The organism is Leuconostoc litchii (genome assembly GCF_008107645.1).
Classification (GTDB): domain Bacteria; phylum Bacillota; class Bacilli; order Lactobacillales; family Lactobacillaceae; genus Leuconostoc; species Leuconostoc litchii.
In genome coordinates this window covers 53,318-71,868 of the sequence record NZ_SDGY01000008.1, presented here as the reverse complement: position 1 = coordinate 71,868, position 18,551 = coordinate 53,318, and the positions used below count along the sequence as shown (strand labels likewise).

The following is an 18,551-nucleotide window of genomic DNA, read 5'->3' as shown; positions in this document are numbered from 1 at the left end:
ATATAACTAAATAATTTTTATTCCAGTTACATTGCTAGTTCAACCAGCTACTCGAAAACAAATTTTGCGTCTCCTAAACTAATAGTTTTTTGATGCAGTTCACTCTGCGCTCCACTAATATGAAGGGCTATGAGATGATTGGCGTCTCCTTGTACAAACTCAAAAATTTTGTCTTGGATTGGCACAATAAATTTTCCATCTTTTTTGATAACAAAACTTTCAATCAGATTAGCCCATTGTTGCGATACTTTCTGAGGCTCATTTACCTCGAAGACAGCTTTAATAACATTCAACTTACCCGCAGGGTGCTGTTGAATTAATCCCTGCTTTTCTAATTGAACCACTCTATCAGTGTCTGCTTGTTGCCAATCAATAAAGAATGGGTATGGTAATCCCTCAATATCATCGTCAATAAAAAATGTCTTCCATTTGATCAATTGATTTTGCTTATCGACGCGATCACCTTCTAAAATTTGTCCCACAGCAATCCCTGCTTGTTTTAAACGTTGCCGAATGCCTTCCAAATCATTAGTACGAATTGCTACTGTATTCAATTGTTCTCGCTGATGATTAAAATCTTGCACCGCATCATAGGCTGAAGACGATGAACTACGAGTAAACGAATTTGCTTTCTGTGCATCAAACACATTAACCAGTTCAATATAATTAATACCAAAGTATCCTAATGCATTAGTGGTGCCCCAGGCGTCATGTCTACCACCTAATTCAAAAATAATACCGTTATCTGCAAAAGTCTTAATACCGCTATCAAGTTTTTGCACACTAACCATTGTGTGATCCCAATTTGTCAACACCATGTTTTTTCTCCTTAAACTTAGTCTAATAGTCCCTAGCTGAAAAACTATAATCAATAAAAATTCAATCTTTACAAATTTTATTCCCCACACTTTCGGGAATTATTTGTAATAAGAAGTGACCCAGTAATTATCTTTATTATGTTTTTTCAGATACTTCTGAAATGCTTTAGATCTATAAGCTTTTTTAACATCATGAGCCCATTGTTTATTTTCATTTTCCTTATTCGTTGTTGCAACTAATTGATATTCACTACGAACAGTTTCCGCTAATAATATGCTCCGAGTGGAGATTTTGGCATTATAGGCAATAGATCCAGGTAAGATAACGTATTCAAAATCTTTCACGCTACGCGGAATAGTTGATGAGTCTAGTTCTGTGATTTTTAAATTATACTTGTTAGTAGCTATATCCTTAGTTGTTGCCTTGATTGGTTCTGTACCAGCTTTAAGCGTGATCCAACCTGCTTTAACAAGCAAATTATACGCTCGAGCTGCATTAGAAGGATCATTTGGAATAGCAACACGATCACCTGTATTAACATTTTTTAATGATTTTTTATTTGCCGGATAAATTCCGGTAGGCACAGTAGGTATTTTAGTTAATGCAACTAATTTTGCTTTTTTCTCTTGATTAAAATTATTTAGATATGCTGTATGTTGATCAACATTGAGATTAATTTGATTATCACTCAGGGCAATATCTGCATTTAATAAATTAGTAAATGATTTATTAACAACACGGTATCCTTGTTTTTCTAAAATTGGTTTAATGCCATTGATAAATAATTCACTGTATGGTCCTGGAGAACTACCGAGTCTAATAATTGGTTTTGTATTATTTTTAGGTGTGTTTGAAGATTTAAATGATAAAACGCCAGCCACGCTGATAATTAAAATAATAATTATGGAGATAGTAATTTTTTTAGTTCTTTTCATTGAAATTTACCTTGTTCTTATTCTAAATTTTTCTCAACATAAAATTTTTTTCTTGCACTAATTTAACATTTCATTTTGCTTCCTCCTTTCTGAAAAAAATTCTTTTTTGATGTATCTCTGGAATCCCTTTTTTTAACTTATATATTAAATTACTTAATTTATAAGTTTAAAAATATAAACATATACAATAATATGCTTAATCCTATTCATTGAATCAGTAGTATGAGTAACTGTTAATTTAAACCAGTCATTTTATTATCTAAATATCATATTATAAATAAAAAAAGTCCCATAGTTTTTGCATTAATCACAAAAACTATGGGACGAAATACTCGCGCTACCACCCAAATTTCATAAAGCATCACTGCTCTATACTTAACAGGTACGTCCGATCACAAAGATACCCTAACGCGATAACGGGCGCACCCGAATGGCATTTACACAATTGCTCATACCAAATATTGGCTCCAAGACCATCTTCAAATTCTCTGTAATGCTAATTTTCACCAATTCTTAGCTCTCTGTACTCACTTTTAGAATTTTACTTATCTTTTCACAGCCCGTTTTTTAATGTTACTATAATCTTTTTCATTTTTCAACCATTTTAATCAAAAAAAGCCACTATTGTTCAAAGACAAATTGTGACCTCGTTATTAATTTTTATAAAATAATGTTTGAAAATAAGATAGTTGTATTTCAAATTTATAAAGAAATATAAATACTAGTAAACATCAGCCCTGCACCACCCAAAACAAAAACATGCCAGTAAACATGACCCATAGGAATTTTTGGTACTAGGTAAAAAATTGTTCCTGCAGAATACGTGATACCACCAGCCACTAGTAACCAAAAGGCGACATGCGACAAAACTCCCCAAAGTACTGGCATTGCTAAAATAATAAGCCATCCCATAATGAGATATATTGTCACTGAAACCCATGGCCAACGACCAACAAAGAATAAATCATATACAAAACCAGCAATGGTCATGGCTAAAATAGCACCCCATATACTCCAGCCAACCCATCCTTTAATCAGTAACCATGTATACGGTGTATAACTACCTAGAATGACAAGATAAATGCCTGCATGGTCAAAGAATTGAAAAACTTTTGCCGCTCTCGTAAAGACAAGTGAATGAAAAAGTGTCGATGCCAGTAAGAAAAAGCCTACCGTACTAATATAGATAATCACAGCAGTTAATTCCAGTGCCGTGACCGGTCTGCGTAGTATATGAAACATTAACGCAATACCGGCAATTACTGCTAGAATAAAGCCAAGCCCGTGTGTCACAGCATTTAATACTTCATAAACAATTTGAAAACGTTTTGATCGTTGCATTAGTAAACCCCGTAAATTATTTTATTCTTCATTATACAATAAAACCAGCATCAATTTTGTTTGATACTGGTTTATACGTTACTAAACGAGTGTTTCCCAATCTTGCGCCCAAATGACACCCATAGCACCATCACCTGTGTGAACACCAATAAAGGCACCTATTACACCGCGCTCAAACTTAACTGTAGGATATTCAGACCGGAGATCCTTAAGCCACTTGTCCCCAAGTTTCGCATTGTTACCATCGATAACATATGCACGAACTTGATAATCAGCAGCAGCTAACGATTGGTGTAGTGTTTCTTTAATATCCTTCAAGGCACCACTCATCTTCCGCGCTTTACCAACAGCACCTATTTTACCTTCGTCCTGAACATCCATTGATAGTACAGGTTTGATATTTAGCAGTCCGCCAATTAAGGCTTGTCCTCGAGATAGTCGACCAGTGCGTTGTAAATGCGAAATATCATTAACCACAAAACGAACATCCATTGTTTCTCGCAACTTTTCTAGCGCCAAAACAATTTCATCTAGAGAACGGCCTTTCTCTGCCATAGCGGCTGCTAAAATGGCTTGCATGCCTGCACCCATAACTGCTATTTTTGAGTCCCATGCTCTAACATCTGTCATGCCATCATAGGCTTGTGCAATCGCATTAGCCGTTTGATAAGTGCCAGAAATACCAGATGAAAGTGTAACCAGAATTGCTTGATCATAACCCGAAGCCTTGGCTAGGTTCAAAGCTTCCTCCCAATCACCAGGAGCCGGCTGTGAAGTTGAAGCCAACTGTTTTTTATCCTGCATCATCTTAACTAATTCACCTAAATCATGAATATCAACTGTCTCTTTATAAACCTCGTCTCCAAAAATGATAGGATCATTTACTTGAAAAATATGGTAACGGTTACGAACCGCTGTCGGCATAGCCGATGATGAATCAATAATAACTGCTATTTTACTCATTACTCTTTCCTCATTGAAAATATTCCGTCTAGCTTTTATAGTATAGTGGTTAAAAACAGCGCAATACCAAACACTACTGTGCCCATAATAATCTGCAGAGCTAAATAATAGAACTGTTGGATACGCTTATATTGCGAACTTTGCGTCATCATCGTACTAAATGTTGTCAACCCAGCAATCACACCTGTAGCCCAAAAATTATGCATAACATGAGTTGTTCCTGTTGCCGTCAAAGACCCTAATGCAAAAGCCCCTAACATATTGACAACAAATACAGCCGTAAAATACCTTGATTTCACTGGCCATGTATTTAATATAAGATATCGTAGCATGGTGCCAAGTGCTGATCCAACAGCTACACTCAAAATCATCATACATGTACCTCGCCCACTCTACGACCAATAAACTTACCTAGCTTTAGCATTACCAGGCCACCACCAAGTGTTAACACTAAATAAATCAAAGCGTTGACTACATTAATGTACAATTGCTGATGTAGCTGCAAAATCATCGTACTAAATGTGGTAAACCCACCTAAAATACCAGTTCCAATAAAGGATTGCCAACGCTGCAATCGACTACGATGATAAGCCAAATAGCTCCCTAACATAGCTAATAAAAATGTACCAGACCAGTTAATCAGTATTGTCATCACCGGCATTGGACCAATTACTGGAATGAGACTTAACTCATAACGGATAGTTCCGCCAATTGAACCGCCAAGACCAGTAACTAATAATTCACTTAAAAAGTTTTTTTGATTTTGCATACCACCTATTTTAGCAATTTTATCAACTTTCAGCAAAAATATACGGCCAAATACACTTTTAAAAATATTCGAATTCTCCACGTCAAAGCTTAACGACCTAATAATTCCAAAAAAGGCAACTACTCATAAGTAGTTGCCCCTGAAAGTAAAGCATTCTAAGTATGCTCATTTAGTTATAGTAATGTCGCTCGACTTCACATCATCACCAAAGAAAGGTGCTAAGGTTTTATTATAATCTTTTTCAAAGAAATTAGATTGATTCAACCGATTAATCTCGCTATTTGTCCACGTCAAAAGACTTTTATTTCCTTTTTGAATTCCTGGAGAAACATAAGATTGTGTGCCTAATTTTTTAATACCCACTTGATAATCGGAATGACTCTTCACCCAAGCAAAAAGATACGAATTGTCATCTGTGATTGCATCTGCTCGACCATCTTTTAGTGCCGCAAACTGTTGTGTTTTAGAATCAAATTTGAGTAAGTTAGCCTTTGTATAATTTTTTGTAAAGTAGGTTTCGGCAGTGGTTCCCTTGTTGACAATCAAATTTTTACCATCTAATTGGCTCACTTTAGTAATTAAGTTAGTTTTTTTCGAGGCCACTCCGATGGACACCTTCATATAAGGCTTTGCAAAATCAATCACTTTTTCTCGCTCTGGGGTAACCGTAAAATTAGCTAATGCTAAGTCAACTTTCCCGGAATTCAATGCATCGACACGTGCATTAGCATTGACCTGTACGTACTTGACTTTCACACCCAAATCTTTAGCAATTTGCTTGGCTAGTTCAATATCGTACCCTTGTCTTTTACCATTCTTATCTACCCATCCATATGGCTTTAAATCACCAAAAACTGCTATCTTTATCTCTCCAGCTTTTTTAATTTGTTTGACACTACGGCCATTTTGCGATGCCTCAGCTTTTACAGTCAATAACTGAGAGCCAATAACGCTAATAACTATAGTAGCCGACAGCAGCAAAATAATCTTCCTGATTTTATTCATTTCTCTCTCCTAAATCACTTCATATTTTAGTCCGTTATAACATTTTTATCATTCTAAAATGACATACTTTCTAAGAATGCTTCAGCCCTTTTAGTTGTAGGATTTTCAAAAAAAGATTGTCCGTCCCCTTGCTCAATAATTTTTCCATTCTCTAAAAAGATAACTTTGTCTGCCACCTGACGAGCAAAATTCATTTCGTGCGTTACAATTACCATAGTCAAGTTTTGATTAGCTAAATTTTTCAGAATATCCAAAATACCGCGCACCATTTCGGGATCCAGAGACGCAGTGACTTCATCAAACAGCATTAGTTCAGGATTCAAAATTAATGCTCGGACAATCGCAACACGTTGCTTTTGTCCACCCGATAATTCCCTCGGATAGGCATTTTCATAATCTTCCAAGCCAACTTCTTTTAATAAATCTCGAGCTTTTTTTATTACTTCTTCACGTGAACGTTTTTGAACTTTTAAGGGGCCTAACAAAATATTTTTTATAACAGTCATATTTGGAAATAAGTCATAACTTTGAAAAACCATTCCTATCCGTGTTTGAATAATTGCCCACTGTTTTTTATTGTTCGCTGCAATTGTCTCTCCAAAGAGAGTAATTGTACCGGAATTAAAAGGTTCCAGTCCATTAAACGTCCGAATCATCGTAGATTTTCCAGACCCCGAAGGGCCCAACAACACTGTAACTTTATTTTTGGGTATCGTTACATTAATCTCATCTAATACTTTTTTCTTACCATAAAATTTGTTTAGATTACGGACCTCAATTAAATGTTCACTCATACTTTCTGAACTTCCTTTCCAATCTTTGACTCAGCTGACTCAATAAAAAATTAATCAAAAAATAAAACAATGCGATGAGCGCATAGATTAAAAGCGGCACTAAAGTATCTTGAGCATTTGCTTCAATAATTTGTTGCCCTACTGTAATAACATCCGTAACAGATATTAGCAATAAGATTGATGTTGTTTTAATAATTCGAGTACTTAAATTAATAAAAGCCGGTAAAATATTAGGAATACTTTGAGGTACTAAAACATATCTGTAGGTTTGAAACATTGACAAACCTATAGTGTAGGCATTTTCACGTTGATTTTTGGAAATTGATTGGATAGCCCCTCTAACGATATCTGAAAATTCCGCTGCAAACCACAAACTAAAAACCAATATACTGACCTGCATGGATGATAAATTTATATTTAAATTACGTGGAAAAATATAATAAAACAAAAAGAGTAACGGAATAGTTGGTACTACTCTAAATATTTCTAAGTATAGTTTGAAGAATGGTTGAATCAAATGATTACCCGTTGTCCACAATGAGCCCAGTATTAATCCCAAAACAGTGCCAATAAAAATTGATATGACTGATATTTCAATCGTGACAAACAATCCACTTAATAATCTAAGTAAGTTATTTCCCTCAAAAATGGTGCTAATTGCCAAAATTTGCATAACGAATCCGCCTTTCAATCCAACTCAAAAATACCGAAAGCGGTATCAGAATAACTGCATAACTACTAACCATCATGAGTAGATATTCATTTGTACGATAATTTTGTCCAATCAAATCCAATGTAGTATTCGTAATTTCAGGTATCGCAATCACCGTAAAAATTGATGTTTCCTTAATTAAAAAAATAACATTTGCTGCCAAAGCGGGTAAGGAAAAGATAAACCCTTGTGGAAAAACCACAAATCTGCTCAGCTGAAAAGTAGACAATCCTATAGCACGGCCGGATTCTATTTGAATCTTTGGCACCGCTCGTAACCCACCTAGGAACGCATCGCTCATGTAGGCGCCTCCCAAAAAAACTAGCCCAATAATAGCTGTTTGTTGCGCAGGAATTTTAATACCGGTTATTGGTAATCCATAGTATATAAAAAATAACTGGATAAGCAATGGTGTATTTCTAGCTATTTCTATATAAGAAAGAATTATACGGTGACCAGGAATTTTATAATAAATAATAAAAGCCGCAACAATACCAACAAGCACCGCACCAGCAATACCAATTGTGGATAATTTCAACCTTAACCAGAAAGCTTTAATATAATCTGGCATCGCTTGTTGTATATATGCCCAAGACATGATGTCCCCCATTTCATTTACGATTAATAATTATTTTGATAGATAAGTAATTGGTTTTTGAACTTCAATTTTAGTACCATCAAATTTTTGATTAATGTACTTTTGTGCTGCTTTACTGTGATAAAGTTTAACTAGTTTTTTTAATTGCTTATTATTTTTATTTTTTTCTGCTGTGGCTAAAATATTGATATTATCTTTAGTAGATTGATTTACTTTTTCATAATAAATGGCATCTTTCAAAACATTTAGTTTACCTTGTAACGCAATCGTGTTCCCGATAAGCGCTGCCGCAATTGAATCATCTTTAATGACACGTGGTCCAGTTGTATCATCAATTTCTATAAACTTAAAATGGTGCGGATTACTTTTAATGTCATTAACACCTGATAAACTACCAAAATCTTCTTTCAATGTTATCAACCCAGATTTGGCTAATAGCTTCAAACCTCGAGCTGTATTCGCAGCATTATTAGCAATAGCAATTGTTGAACCGTCAGGAATATCATCAATATGTTTATATTTTTCAGAATAAATACCCATAGGTTCTAAATATGTCGTCCCTAGGGCACTTAACTTACTAGTCGAGTTACTTTTATTAAATGCAACAAAATATGCATATGATTGAAATGCATTAACGTCAACTTTACTTTGTGCAGTGGCTGTATTTAGTGATACACCATCGGTAAAATTTTTGACCTTAATTGTGATATGTTCTTTTTTTGTCTCTGGTAACTTCGCAATATGTTCCCAAATTTGTGCGTCTGAACCAATAGAGCCAATTGTTACCTGTGTATTATCATTTTTTTGCGCTGTACTTTTTTGCACAACAACGGCTGATACAACAGCAATTCCGGCAATAGATAATGCTATGCCTAATATTTTCTTTTTAACCATTTTAAATCTTCTTCCTCATATCTTACTGTTAAAGTATTAATGTTTTAATGAAATCTCATCCCACCGTCAATCAATATTGATTGACCAGTAATATATTTAGCTTGTGAGGATACTAAAAACGATACAACATCGGCAACATCTTCTGATGTTGCCGCTCTCCCTAAAGCAATTTCGTCAATAACACTTTGCCTTTGCTTTGCAGCTGTAGTACCCTTAATTTTTGCCGTTCGTTGATCAATATAATCACGCAGCGGTGTAATAACAATGCCGGGATCATAAGCATTCACAGTAATTCCATACTTTGCCAATTCTTTAGCAGCTGATTGGCCTAACCCTCTAATAGCAAATTTAGAAGCGGAATAGGCACCTTGTAATGCAGAGCCTTCTACCGCTGCCAAAGAGGCCGCATTAATGATTCTCCCACCATTTCCTTGCTTTTTAAGTTGCTGAGCAGCAGCCTGAATACCCCAAAAAGTTCCTTTGAGATTAACATCAAACAACCGCTCAACTTTTTCAGGTTCACTATCAACAATGCTGTCAATATAAGCAATACCAGCATTATTAACAAATACATCCAGACGACCAAAATCATCAACCACATGATCTACTAGATTGAAAACAGACACTCGACTTGAAACATCTAAAACATAATATTTAGCGTGTTGCGCTTTACGTTCATTGATGTGTCTAGCAACAGATTGGGCAGTAACTTCATCAATATCAACAATTGCTACATAATACCCTTCATCTGCAAGCCTTTCTGCAATGGCTTTACCAATACCTCTACCACTTCCTGTAATCACTGCTACTTTTTTGGACATTTCTTTACTCCAATTCTAAATATGATCAATCGCTCACTCTGAGAAATTGAACTGTGGGACAGGATCTTTAAAGATATTTGTTTTGTATATCAAAATACCAAACCCAACGATTAGCCAAATTAACCCAGTTAATTTGGCTTCAAATGACAAGCTAAGGAAAATCCATAAACTAACTGAAAAACCAATCAATGGTGATATTAAATATTTAACAAACGACGTAATCGTTTTACTCGTTTTCTTAACAAAGAAGTGCCATATAACTGCTACATTTAATGACAAGAATCCAAATAAGGCACCAAAACTGATTAAGTTAGAAACTGTTGTTAAAGACAAAGACAGTGATAAAATAACAGAAACTAAGCCAACTAATGTAACAGCTACCCAAGGCGTGTTATAACGAGGATGTAAATAAGCTAAGCGATTTGGTAAAATGCCATCACGCCCCATTGCATACAAAATTCTAGAGATAGCGGTTTGCCCTTCTTGCCCTCCAGCTAAGCCAAACGATAATACCAAAGTAAATTCAGCCAAATGTACTAACCAACTACCACCTACTTTTCCCAAAATAGTCAGAAAAGCTGTATCTGGATTAAGGCTACCGTAATTCGGCACAACAATTCCTGCAAAGAAGGTTACAATAACAAATAACGATCCAATTAAAATAATAGCCAGGACGATAGCTTTTCCAACTGACTTAGTTGGATTATTCGCTTCTTCTGATAAGGTACTAATGGCATCAAATCCCAAATAACTTACAATAACAATGCCAGTTGCTTGAACCACACCAGATAAATCAAAATGATCAGCATTGTAGAATGAACTAACGTTAAAATGTACGGTGTTATTTGTTAAAGCGATAATCGTACCAATAATAAAAGCAATTAAAACGATGGCTTGTAAGCCAAAGAGAAACCAGCTCAATGTCGAAACAACTTTAATACCTAATAAATTAATCACAGTGTTGATTACTGCAATACCTACAATCCAAGCCCAAAATGGCACAACTGGAAATAATGATTGACCAAAGGATGCACTAATAAGATACGTGATCACGGGAATCAAAATATAATCTAATGTAATGCCCCAGCCCGATAAAAATCCCAATGTCGGATTTGTCCCTTTTTGAACATACGTGTAAACAGAACCTGAATAAGGAAATTCACTGGCCATGCTAGCATAGCTAAAGCCTGTAAACAACATAGCCACCATACCGATAAGATAAGCCAACGCCACCATTCCGTGAGCTGATGATAGAAAAGAGCCATAAAAAGCAATTGGTGCTACTGGAATCATGAATATGATGCCATATACTACTAAGTCCTTCGTCGACAAAGAACGTGACAATTTCACATGATTTTCTGACATGTTAATCCTCCGGCACTATGGCAAATACTCGCGCTGGAAATCCTGGAGATTTTTCAGCCTTTGGAACAGAAACTGAAATTAAAGCGCCTGTAGCTGGTAGTTTATCCAAATTGGTCAACAATTCAATTTGATAGTGACCGTTGCTCAATACATAGTATTCACCCGCAAAACCTTTTTCGGGTTGCAAAATTGCTGGGTCTGTATCAAAAGTTTCATGTCCATTGGCCACTGCTTGACGTTCTTCATAAATGTATTTCAGTGCATCAACCGACCAACCTGGATAATGATTTTGTAAATTATCATCCTTATTTTCAAACCTTTCTTGTGATGGCCAACGCTTCGACCAATCTGTTCGTAATGCCACAAAGGATTTGGGTGAGATAAGACCGTGTTCATCTTCCCATTGCTTAACATCGTCCACTGTTAACACATAATCTGCATTATTTTTGACTTGATCCGACTTGTCAATAACCACAAGTGGTAGTAAAAAGTCTTTTAAATCAATGTCTTCATCATATTTATCTTGGCTTTTTTCAAAATGTACAGGCGGATCAATGTGTGTGCCATATTGTCCTGGAAATGTATATTGCTTAACAAAAAATCCATCTTCATGGGTAAATAATGTTTCAAACTTTGCTGCAGAAAATGCTGGAAAATGTGGACTATTTGGGCCAAAGCTATGCGTCAAGTCTATCCATTTATAACTCTTTAACGTTGTTAGAATGTTATTTAGTTCATTTGTCATTTATTTTCTCCTATGACTGCTTTTTGTATTCAACATCAATAAACAAAAAAAGTCCCATAATTTTTGTATATCATACAAAAATTATGGGACGAAAGAATCGTGTTACCACCCAATTTCTATAAGGTATCACTACCCTATACTTGACAGGTACGTCCAAAGAGATACCTTAACGCAGTAACGGGCGCACCCGAGTAGCATTTACTATCAATAGCTCATACCACTAACGACTCCAAGACCATTTTCAATCTCATTGTAATACCGACTTTCACCTTTTGTCAGCTCTCTTTAATTACGCATAAAATTTACTTATCTTTTCAACATCTCATTTATTTGTAATAACTTTACATCATTTATTATTTTTTTGCAACTGTTATTTTCAAATCATTAGGATACACTCATATATTTTTTTGTAAAACAATTCCATTGACAAATAGTTAGTAAGCATGTAATATTAGTTGTTGTTAAATAATTCACATACGGGAGAAAAAAGTATGTTTACACTAAATAAACCAGTTGCATCACTGAAAGAAATTATCACTAAAAGTGTGATTTATGGATTCATTGCAGGTATGATTTCTGGTATGGTTAAAATTGGTTGGGAAAATATTTTACCACCACGTACACTAGCACGTAATGCCACCAATCCACCACAACATATGGCGGAGCAATTAGGCGTACCGTCAAATCTTGTTCATTCATTCTTTTATTATTCTCAAGACCAAAAGGTCTTTTGGTTTACGTTAATCTTGCATTTCTCGTTTGCTATTGCCTTTGCAATATTGTACGTTTTTATATCTCAATATTGGTCTAAAGTGGGGTTGTGGCAAGGAGCTGCCTATGGTATCGTTCTTTGGATTTTGTGGCATATCATTATCATGCCTGCCTTCGGGACAATTCCTGCAGCATGGAACCAACCCTTAGACGAACATATCTCTGAATTCTTCGGACATATTGTTTGGGCATGGTCAATTGCTGTGACAGTTTACTATTTGATTGCTAAAGATAAAAATGGCAAACTAACAAATATATAAAATAAACATTAGTTTAAATAAAAAGGCACAACTAGCTAAGTTGTGCTTTTTTACATTCACTTTTTAAAAACGTGGCTCTCCAAGTGCATGTTGCGCTGCCAAATTTAGTAAACTCCACTGTCGATCAAATCCTGGTTGAAAGAAGAAATCAGCTTCGGCAAGGTCTTCTAAACGAAGTCTTTGCTCTATTGCCAAAGATAGCACATTCCCTTGTGCAGTAATATCATATGTCGATAAAACAGCACCTCCTAAAATACGATGTGTCTGTGGATCATAATCCAAACCTACGTATACATCTGTGTTCCCTTGTTCATTCGGCACATAACTTGGTCGCAAAGTATCCTTGTAAAAAGAACTTTTAATTTCTATATTGGCTTTTGAAGCCGTTGCAGTGTTTAATCCAGAAGTTGCAAAATGATAGTCAAACACGCTCAAAGCAGATGATCCCACTACACCTGAAAATGGTGCAGATGGCTCTTTTTCAAAGAGATGCGCTACAACATAACGTACTTCGCGACGTACAACTGATGCCAAAGCAATAGGTAATTTTTTTTGTGCTGGGATTGAGTACGATAGAACAGCATCTCCAACGGCATAAACATCTTTTATATTGGTTCTTAAATATTCGTCTGTTTCAATCCAACCATGTTTATCGAGACGAACGACATCCTCTAACCATTTAGTATTTGGCTGCACACCCACTGCTTGAATTATTAAATCACTTGGATATTCTCCTTGGTTAGTTTTAACAGCAGTTACCGTACCACCATATCCTTCATAACTTTCAATTTTAGCATCAGTAATTACATGAACACCTTTATTAGACAATTCTTTTTCGAGAATTGTTGTTAAATGAGCATCTAAATAATTGCCTAAAGGTCGATCAATCACGTCCACCAATGTAACGTTTTTCCCTGCCAACACACTGGCTTCCGCAGCCTCAACACCAATATAACCAGCCCCTACAATCGTAATATTCCTAACAGCAGTATCTTCTAATTTTGACTTGATTTTTGATGCCCAATCTTTACCGCGCATCAAGTAAACATTTTTCAGTTCACGACCTGGTACCGGTAAACTTTTGGGTGTCACACCAGAACTTAATATCAACTTATCATAAGCATATTTTTCAGTATCACCAGTTACTAAATTGTCTACACTAACTGTTTTATCATTTGTATTAATGGCAGTAACTTGATGATTATTATAAATTTCTGCACCTAGTTTTTCCATTTCTTCTGGTCGAAAATTACGAACATCATCAACATTTGTTACACTATTTTCTAAATACAATTCCATTCCACATGACATAAATGATACAAAGTCTCCGGACTCAAATAACTTAATGTCAAGATTTTCATATTTGTGAGTTAGCTCTAAAATACTCTGATGTCCGCCATGTGAAGCACCAACGATAATAACCTTTGTTTTTGACATTCAAAATTCCTCCTTCATGATTATAGATATTCTTAGTCAATACAAATACTAGAACAATTCTAATTTGAAAGCAAACATTTTGATCTATTTTTTAATCATTGCTATCCAAATAATTTCAAGAACTATCACATTATCATAAATACACTCCTTATCCATGTGGGTATGGATTATGAAAAAAGTACAAACACATTGACTGTATTTGTACTTTTTTATATAAACAATTATTTAATTACTAATTTGTTTTTTATTTCTTATCGTCGTTACTGCTAGTGCACCCGTAATTACTAGCATCACCGCAAATACTGACAAAAACATTACATTCATCCAGCCGCGATCCATCATCATACCAGAATAAATCGGACCAATCACTCGTCCTGAACTAATCATCATTGAGACAAATCCCTGCGCCTGCCCTGCCACCTCTTTTGGTGTGATTTGCGCAACCCAAGCTGGAACTTGTGGACTTTGTAACATTTCTCCAATGGTTAATAATTCAAAAACTAACACAATTTGCCAAAATTCTTTAACAAACATCAAAAAGAAAAAACTAAATGCAAAAATGATACTACCTAATATAACGGAGACTTGATATGGCCTTTTATTTGCCCAATTAGAAACAATCTTTTGTAATAATATAATGGTCACACCATTAATCATCCACAGATCTGCATAATTGCGTGTCGGCATACCCAAGCTTTTCATATGGGGTGCCATAACCGTCTCCCACAGCATATAGGATAAATAAGTAATAAATAATAGTGCTCCTATTGCTATAAGAACTGGCGTCAAACGGAAGCGTTGGTTCGGCACTCCTTTAGTAACTGGTTCCGTTTTATTTTCAGCATTTTCATTAATTATTATGTTACTATTCACACGAGAAATCGGTACATTAAATTTTGTAGCAATGATTAACAGTAAGGCGAAATAAAGTAATGCTGAAATCATCATCAATAAGTTAAACCCATAATCAAATAGGTATCCTACAGCTAACGTTCCTAGTACCACACCAATATTTAAAACAATGTACATATTGTTAAATATAATACGTGTTTTTTCACCAGGAATTGTTGTCGCAAAAGAATTAACTAGTGTCTGTTCCACACCCATACCAAAGTTAGCTACCCAAATAAAAAAAGCAAAAACAGGCCAATCATTCCAAATAATCAAACTCGATACAGCAACTAAAATAATAAGACTCGCAATAACCATTGATTCATATGGTCGCCATCGATCAAACAATCTTCCACCAACGAAGGCACCAAACATACTGATAATTGATCCTACCATCAAAACCAATCCTGCAGTAGTAAAACTTTGATGCAACACACCAGTCATATACAGTGTAGTTACAGGCCAAATCATGGAATTCCCGGTATTAGATAATAACGTACCCAAGAGTAACCACTTTTCATCAAGTGGTCGCGGTTTATCAGTTAAGTCAATTTGCATAAGTCCTCCGAAATAATAGAATAATTGTAACATGAAAATTTTAAAACAAGCGGGGAAATTAACTTTCTTGTCATTTCCTTGTTTCACGCTTATTTTTCATTAATCGAAACACAATATAACCAACAATGAGCAAAAGCAATCCTTCACATGCTGTACTGATACCCATGGTAAAAGTAATGAGTAAAAATAGAATTATAATTCCTAAATAAATCATGTTAATAATACTCGCTTTCAAATATAAATTAATGTTATAAAATGTTCGTAACACGTAAGATGTTTGTGAATCACGTACTTTTCTACCAGTTTTTGCGTTATAATAGGAGTTGAATTCTATTATATTATAAGGGGAACATCATGGTTTCAGAAATCAAAACATTGGTAACTTTCTTTGGCGGAACTGGTGATTTAGCAAAGCGTAAACTTTACCCATCAGTTTTTAACCTTTACAAAAAAGGATATCTTCAAGAACACTTTGCCATTGTTGGTACAGCACGTCAACAATTGACTGATAACGAATTCAAGCAATTGGTTCGTGAATCAATCAAGGACTTCACAGAAGATCAAGCACAAGCTGAAGCGTTCATTGAACACTTTTCTTATCGTGCACATGATGTCACAGATGCTGCATCATATGGCATTTTGAAATCAGCTATTGAAGAAGCAGCCACTAAGTTTGATATCGATGGCAATCGCATCTTCTATATGTCAGTTGCACCTCGTTTCTTCGGTACCATTGCTAAGTACCTTAAATCAGAAGGTTTGCTAGCTGACACGGGTTACAACCGTCTAATGATTGAAAAGCCTTTTGGCACATCATACACTACTGCCGAAGAATTGCAAAATGATTTGGAAAATGCATTTGATGATGATCAATTGTTCCGTATTGACCACTATCTTGGAAAAGAAATGGTTCAAAACATTGCTGCTTTGCGTTTTGGTAACCCAATTTTTGATGCTGCTTGGAATAAAGACTACATTAAAAATGTGCAAGTAACATTATCAGAGGTCTTGGGTGTCGAGGAACGCGCTGGCTACTACGATACTGCCGGTGCTCTCTTGGACATGATTCAAAATCACACGATGCAAATTGTTGGTTGGCTAGCAATGGAAAAGCCTGAATCATTTAATGATAAAGACATTCGCGCTGCTAAGAACGCCGCCTTCAACGCGTTAAAGATTTATAACGAAGAAGAAGTTAACAAGTACTTTGTTCGTGCACAATATGGTGCTGGTGATACCGCTGATTACAAGCCATATTTGGAAGAAGCAGATGTTCCTGCTGATTCCAAGAACAATACCTTCATTGCTGGTGAATTGCAATTCGATTTGCCACGTTGGGAAGGTGTACCTTTCTATGTTCGTTCAGGTAAGCGTTTGGCTGCTAAACAAACACGTGTCGATATTGTCTTTAAAGCTGGCACATTTAATTTTGGTTCAGAACAAGAAGCACAAGAATCAGTGCTTTCGATTATCATTGATCCAAAGGGCGCTATTGAATTGAAACTTAATGCTAAGTCAGTTGAAGATGCCTTCAACACACGCACAATCAATTTGGATTGGGCAGTATCTGACGAAGATAAGAAAAACACACCAGAACCATACGAACGTATGATTCACGACACAATGAACGGTGACGGTTCAAACTTTGCGGATTGGAACGGTGTATCAATTGCTTGGAAGTTTGTTGACGCAATTACTGCCGTGTACGATGCTGATAAGGCACCATTGGAAACATATAAATCAGGATCAATGGGTCCGGAAGCATCAGACAAGTTGTTAGCTGAAAATGGTGACACTTGGGTATTTAAAGGTTAATATTATTAAAATCTGAAAAAACAAAAAACTTTGTTCCCCTGATATTAGTGGCAACAAAGTTTTTTTCAGTTTAATTATCATAGTATTTAAATTGCTGTAAGGTTCCTTTATATTTCAAATTGTCTGATTTAATATCCGTTTTGTTTCACGAAAAACAGCTGGTACATTTGTATAGCGATCAGCGTGCAAAACAACAGTTATATAATGCTTACCTTGATAGGTAAATAGTCCAACATAAGAAACACCAGACTTCTCGGAAACACCGAGTTTGGCACCTGTAACTGTATATTTAGTATTCTCAAAGTAGTTTTGCATTAAGACAAAATTCGTGTCTTGTGATTCATCATCAAACTGAATCTGTGGTTCATTCAAGATATTTTTGATTTTTGGCTCTTTTGCTAAAATTTTCCTTGTCATGATTGCGACATCTCGAGCCGACATTGTATTTTCTGCCCTATTAGCAGCCGCAATCCCGTCATCCAAGGTTTCATCATTTTGAATACCAGCTGCATTGTACCATTTAGCAGAAGTTAGTCCCCAAGATTGGCTAGTTTTTGTCATTAATCGCACAAATTTTGTCTGTGTACCACTCACCTGATCTCCTAACGCAATCGCTGCATCATTGGCAGATAATTGCAAAGCAGCTTGTAATAATTCATCAGCAGAGTATGTTTCATTGCTACTCAAATTAACACTTGATAAATTAGATTCTTCACCAATTGCCATCGTATTTGTTGTTGGCTGAACAACTGTAGTTAAAGGTATTTTTTTTAATACTAAATAGCCCGTCATTAATTTACTGATGGAGGCAATCGCTAATGGTTGTTTGTCATTCTTTTCAGAAATAATTTTATTTTGATCTATATCCATGACAACAGCTGCTCGGGCTGTTGTTTTTAATTGTTTTACTGTTTTAGATTTCAACGCTGCCTGTGGCTGTTTACCATTCATGGGATAAATTAACCCACATATCACGACAAAAATAATTACTACTGCTTTAGATTTCTTCATGCTTACCATTGTACTCGTAAATATCTGGTTGACAATAAGTTCGCTTA

General features: G+C 35.5%; 19 protein-coding genes and 2 other annotated features. Of the genes, 2 read left to right on the top strand and 17 right to left on the bottom strand.

The features are described from left to right. Window positions 1-47: 47 nt before the first annotated feature. The 14 genes from ESZ47_RS08710 to ESZ47_RS08645 form a co-directional block, all read right to left on the bottom strand. Window positions 48-818, bottom strand: a complete 771-nt coding sequence (locus ESZ47_RS08710; protein WP_148606599.1) for a VOC family protein — start codon at window positions 816-818, stop codon at window positions 48-50. Window positions 819-917: 99 nt separating this feature from the next. Next, window positions 918-1,754 (bottom strand): MetQ/NlpA family ABC transporter substrate-binding protein, encoded by an 837-nt coding sequence (locus ESZ47_RS08705; RefSeq protein WP_148606598.1) that lies wholly within the window; start codon window positions 1,752-1,754, stop codon window positions 918-920. Window positions 1,755-2,070: 316 nt separating this feature from the next. After that, window positions 2,071-2,320 (bottom strand) — a binding site (T-box leader). Window positions 2,321-2,456: 136 nt separating this feature from the next. Beyond that, a complete protein-coding gene (trhA, locus tag ESZ47_RS08700; protein ID WP_148606597.1) occupies window positions 2,457-3,095 on the bottom strand; it encodes a PAQR family membrane homeostasis protein TrhA in 639 nt (212 codons plus the stop codon). A gap of 81 nt (window positions 3,096-3,176) precedes the next feature. Continuing rightward, a complete protein-coding gene (locus tag ESZ47_RS08695) occupies window positions 3,177-4,058 on the bottom strand; it encodes a DegV family protein (RefSeq protein ID WP_148606596.1) in 882 nt (293 codons plus the stop codon). Between the two features lie 35 nt (window positions 4,059-4,093). Further along, window positions 4,094-4,432 (bottom strand): fluoride efflux transporter FluC, encoded by a 339-nt coding sequence (locus tag ESZ47_RS08690; protein WP_148606595.1) that lies wholly within the window; start codon window positions 4,430-4,432, stop codon window positions 4,094-4,096. Next, a complete protein-coding gene (locus tag ESZ47_RS08685; RefSeq protein ID WP_148606594.1) occupies window positions 4,429-4,827 on the bottom strand; it encodes a fluoride efflux transporter FluC in 399 nt (132 codons plus the stop codon). Before ESZ47_RS08685 ends, ESZ47_RS08690 begins: the two co-directional genes overlap by 4 nt. Before the next feature lie 165 nt (window positions 4,828-4,992). Next, window positions 4,993-5,832, bottom strand: coding sequence for a cysteine ABC transporter substrate-binding protein (locus ESZ47_RS08680; RefSeq protein ID WP_148606593.1), 840 nt, complete (start codon window positions 5,830-5,832; stop codon window positions 4,993-4,995). Between the two features lie 53 nt (window positions 5,833-5,885). Beyond that, the gene (locus ESZ47_RS08675) at window positions 5,886-6,626 is read right to left on the bottom strand and encodes an amino acid ABC transporter ATP-binding protein (protein WP_148606592.1); all 741 of its coding nucleotides are present in this window, start codon (window positions 6,624-6,626) and stop codon (window positions 5,886-5,888) included. Beyond that, complete coding sequence (locus tag ESZ47_RS08670) at window positions 6,619-7,299, bottom strand: amino acid ABC transporter permease (protein WP_148606591.1); 681 nt, start codon at window positions 7,297-7,299, stop codon at window positions 6,619-6,621. The genes ESZ47_RS08675 and ESZ47_RS08670 overlap by 8 nt, the downstream gene beginning before the upstream one ends. Beyond that, entirely contained in the window at window positions 7,280-7,936 is a 657-nt protein-coding gene (locus ESZ47_RS08665; RefSeq protein ID WP_148606590.1) for an amino acid ABC transporter permease, read from the bottom strand. Before ESZ47_RS08665 ends, ESZ47_RS08670 begins: the two co-directional genes overlap by 20 nt. Window positions 7,937-7,966: 30 nt before the next feature. Further along, window positions 7,967-8,830: a MetQ/NlpA family ABC transporter substrate-binding protein gene (locus tag ESZ47_RS08660; protein WP_148606589.1), complete on the bottom strand. Its 864-nt coding sequence runs from the start codon at window positions 8,828-8,830 to the stop codon at window positions 7,967-7,969. Window positions 8,831-8,874: 44 nt separating this feature from the next. Then, window positions 8,875-9,651 carry an acetoin reductase gene (locus tag ESZ47_RS08655; RefSeq protein ID WP_148606588.1) on the bottom strand — a complete coding sequence of 259 codons (777 nt, stop codon included), beginning with the start codon at window positions 9,649-9,651 and terminating at the stop codon, window positions 8,875-8,877. Between the two features lie 33 nt (window positions 9,652-9,684). Then, the gene (locus ESZ47_RS08650; protein WP_148606587.1) at window positions 9,685-11,016 is read right to left on the bottom strand and encodes an APC family permease; all 1,332 of its coding nucleotides are present in this window, start codon (window positions 11,014-11,016) and stop codon (window positions 9,685-9,687) included. Window position 11,017: 1 nt separating this feature from the next. Continuing rightward, window positions 11,018-11,761, bottom strand: coding sequence for a cyclase family protein (locus ESZ47_RS08645; protein WP_148606586.1), 744 nt, complete (start codon window positions 11,759-11,761; stop codon window positions 11,018-11,020). Window positions 11,762-11,842: 81 nt separating this feature from the next. Next, window positions 11,843-12,088: a binding site (T-box leader), on the bottom strand. A 164-nt stretch (window positions 12,089-12,252) separates the two neighbouring features. Between ESZ47_RS08645 and ESZ47_RS08640 the strand changes: the two genes are divergently transcribed. Further along, the gene (locus tag ESZ47_RS08640; RefSeq protein WP_148606585.1) at window positions 12,253-12,792 is read left to right on the top strand and encodes a YagU family protein; all 540 of its coding nucleotides are present in this window, start codon (window positions 12,253-12,255) and stop codon (window positions 12,790-12,792) included. Window positions 12,793-12,855: 63 nt separating this feature from the next. Here the strand turns inward: ESZ47_RS08640 and ESZ47_RS08635 are convergent, their stop codons facing one another. After that, window positions 12,856-14,229 (bottom strand): FAD-dependent oxidoreductase, encoded by a 1,374-nt coding sequence (locus ESZ47_RS08635; RefSeq protein ID WP_148606584.1) that lies wholly within the window; start codon window positions 14,227-14,229, stop codon window positions 12,856-12,858. Between the two features lie 225 nt (window positions 14,230-14,454). Further along, window positions 14,455-15,678, bottom strand: a complete 1,224-nt coding sequence (locus ESZ47_RS08630; RefSeq protein WP_148606583.1) for an MFS transporter — start codon at window positions 15,676-15,678, stop codon at window positions 14,455-14,457. A 354-nt stretch (window positions 15,679-16,032) separates the two neighbouring features. Here ESZ47_RS08630 and zwf point away from each other — a divergent pair, with 354 nt between their 5' ends. Then, the gene (zwf, locus tag ESZ47_RS08625) at window positions 16,033-17,493 is read left to right on the top strand and encodes a glucose-6-phosphate dehydrogenase (protein ID WP_148606582.1); all 1,461 of its coding nucleotides are present in this window, start codon (window positions 16,033-16,035) and stop codon (window positions 17,491-17,493) included. Between the two features lie 114 nt (window positions 17,494-17,607). On the opposite strand, the gene ESZ47_RS08620 is transcribed toward zwf, so the two are convergent. Further along, window positions 17,608-18,504, bottom strand: coding sequence for a D-alanyl-D-alanine carboxypeptidase family protein (locus tag ESZ47_RS08620; protein WP_148606581.1), 897 nt, complete (start codon window positions 18,502-18,504; stop codon window positions 17,608-17,610). Window positions 18,505-18,551: the final 47 nt, after the last annotated feature.

Coding starts and splice junctions, on each gene's coding strand:
- ESZ47_RS08635 (WP_148606584.1), bottom strand. CDS start 14,229: ATGTCAAAAACAAAGGTTATTATCGTTGGTGCTTCACATGGCGGACAT.
- ESZ47_RS08675 (WP_148606592.1), bottom strand. CDS start 6,626: ATGAGTGAACATTTAATTGAGGTCCGTAATCTAAACAAATTTTATGGT.
- ESZ47_RS08645 (WP_148606586.1), bottom strand. CDS start 11,761: ATGACAAATGAACTAAATAACATTCTAACAACGTTAAAGAGTTATAAA.
- trhA (WP_148606597.1), bottom strand. CDS start 3,095: ATGCAACGATCAAAACGTTTTCAAATTGTTTATGAAGTATTAAATGCT.
- ESZ47_RS08705 (WP_148606598.1), bottom strand. CDS start 1,754: ATGAAAAGAACTAAAAAAATTACTATCTCCATAATTATTATTTTAATT.
- ESZ47_RS08685 (WP_148606594.1), bottom strand. CDS start 4,827: ATGCAAAATCAAAAAAACTTTTTAAGTGAATTATTAGTTACTGGTCTT.
- ESZ47_RS08655 (WP_148606588.1), bottom strand. CDS start 9,651: ATGTCCAAAAAAGTAGCAGTGATTACAGGAAGTGGTAGAGGTATTGGT.
- ESZ47_RS08695 (WP_148606596.1), bottom strand. CDS start 4,058: ATGAGTAAAATAGCAGTTATTATTGATTCATCATCGGCTATGCCGACA.
- ESZ47_RS08680 (WP_148606593.1), bottom strand. CDS start 5,832: ATGAATAAAATCAGGAAGATTATTTTGCTGCTGTCGGCTACTATAGTT.
- ESZ47_RS08640 (WP_148606585.1), top strand. CDS start 12,253: ATGTTTACACTAAATAAACCAGTTGCATCACTGAAAGAAATTATCACT.
- ESZ47_RS08670 (WP_148606591.1), bottom strand. CDS start 7,299: ATGCAAATTTTGGCAATTAGCACCATTTTTGAGGGAAATAACTTACTT.
- ESZ47_RS08690 (WP_148606595.1), bottom strand. CDS start 4,432: ATGATGATTTTGAGTGTAGCTGTTGGATCAGCACTTGGCACCATGCTA.
- zwf (WP_148606582.1), top strand. CDS start 16,033: ATGGTTTCAGAAATCAAAACATTGGTAACTTTCTTTGGCGGAACTGGT.
- ESZ47_RS08665 (WP_148606590.1), bottom strand. CDS start 7,936: ATGTCTTGGGCATATATACAACAAGCGATGCCAGATTATATTAAAGCT.
- ESZ47_RS08650 (WP_148606587.1), bottom strand. CDS start 11,016: ATGTCAGAAAATCATGTGAAATTGTCACGTTCTTTGTCGACGAAGGAC.
- ESZ47_RS08710 (WP_148606599.1), bottom strand. CDS start 818: ATGGTGTTGACAAATTGGGATCACACAATGGTTAGTGTGCAAAAACTT.
- ESZ47_RS08620 (WP_148606581.1), bottom strand. CDS start 18,504: ATGAAGAAATCTAAAGCAGTAGTAATTATTTTTGTCGTGATATGTGGG.
- ESZ47_RS08660 (WP_148606589.1), bottom strand. CDS start 8,830: ATGGTTAAAAAGAAAATATTAGGCATAGCATTATCTATTGCCGGAATT.
- ESZ47_RS08630 (WP_148606583.1), bottom strand. CDS start 15,678: ATGCAAATTGACTTAACTGATAAACCGCGACCACTTGATGAAAAGTGG.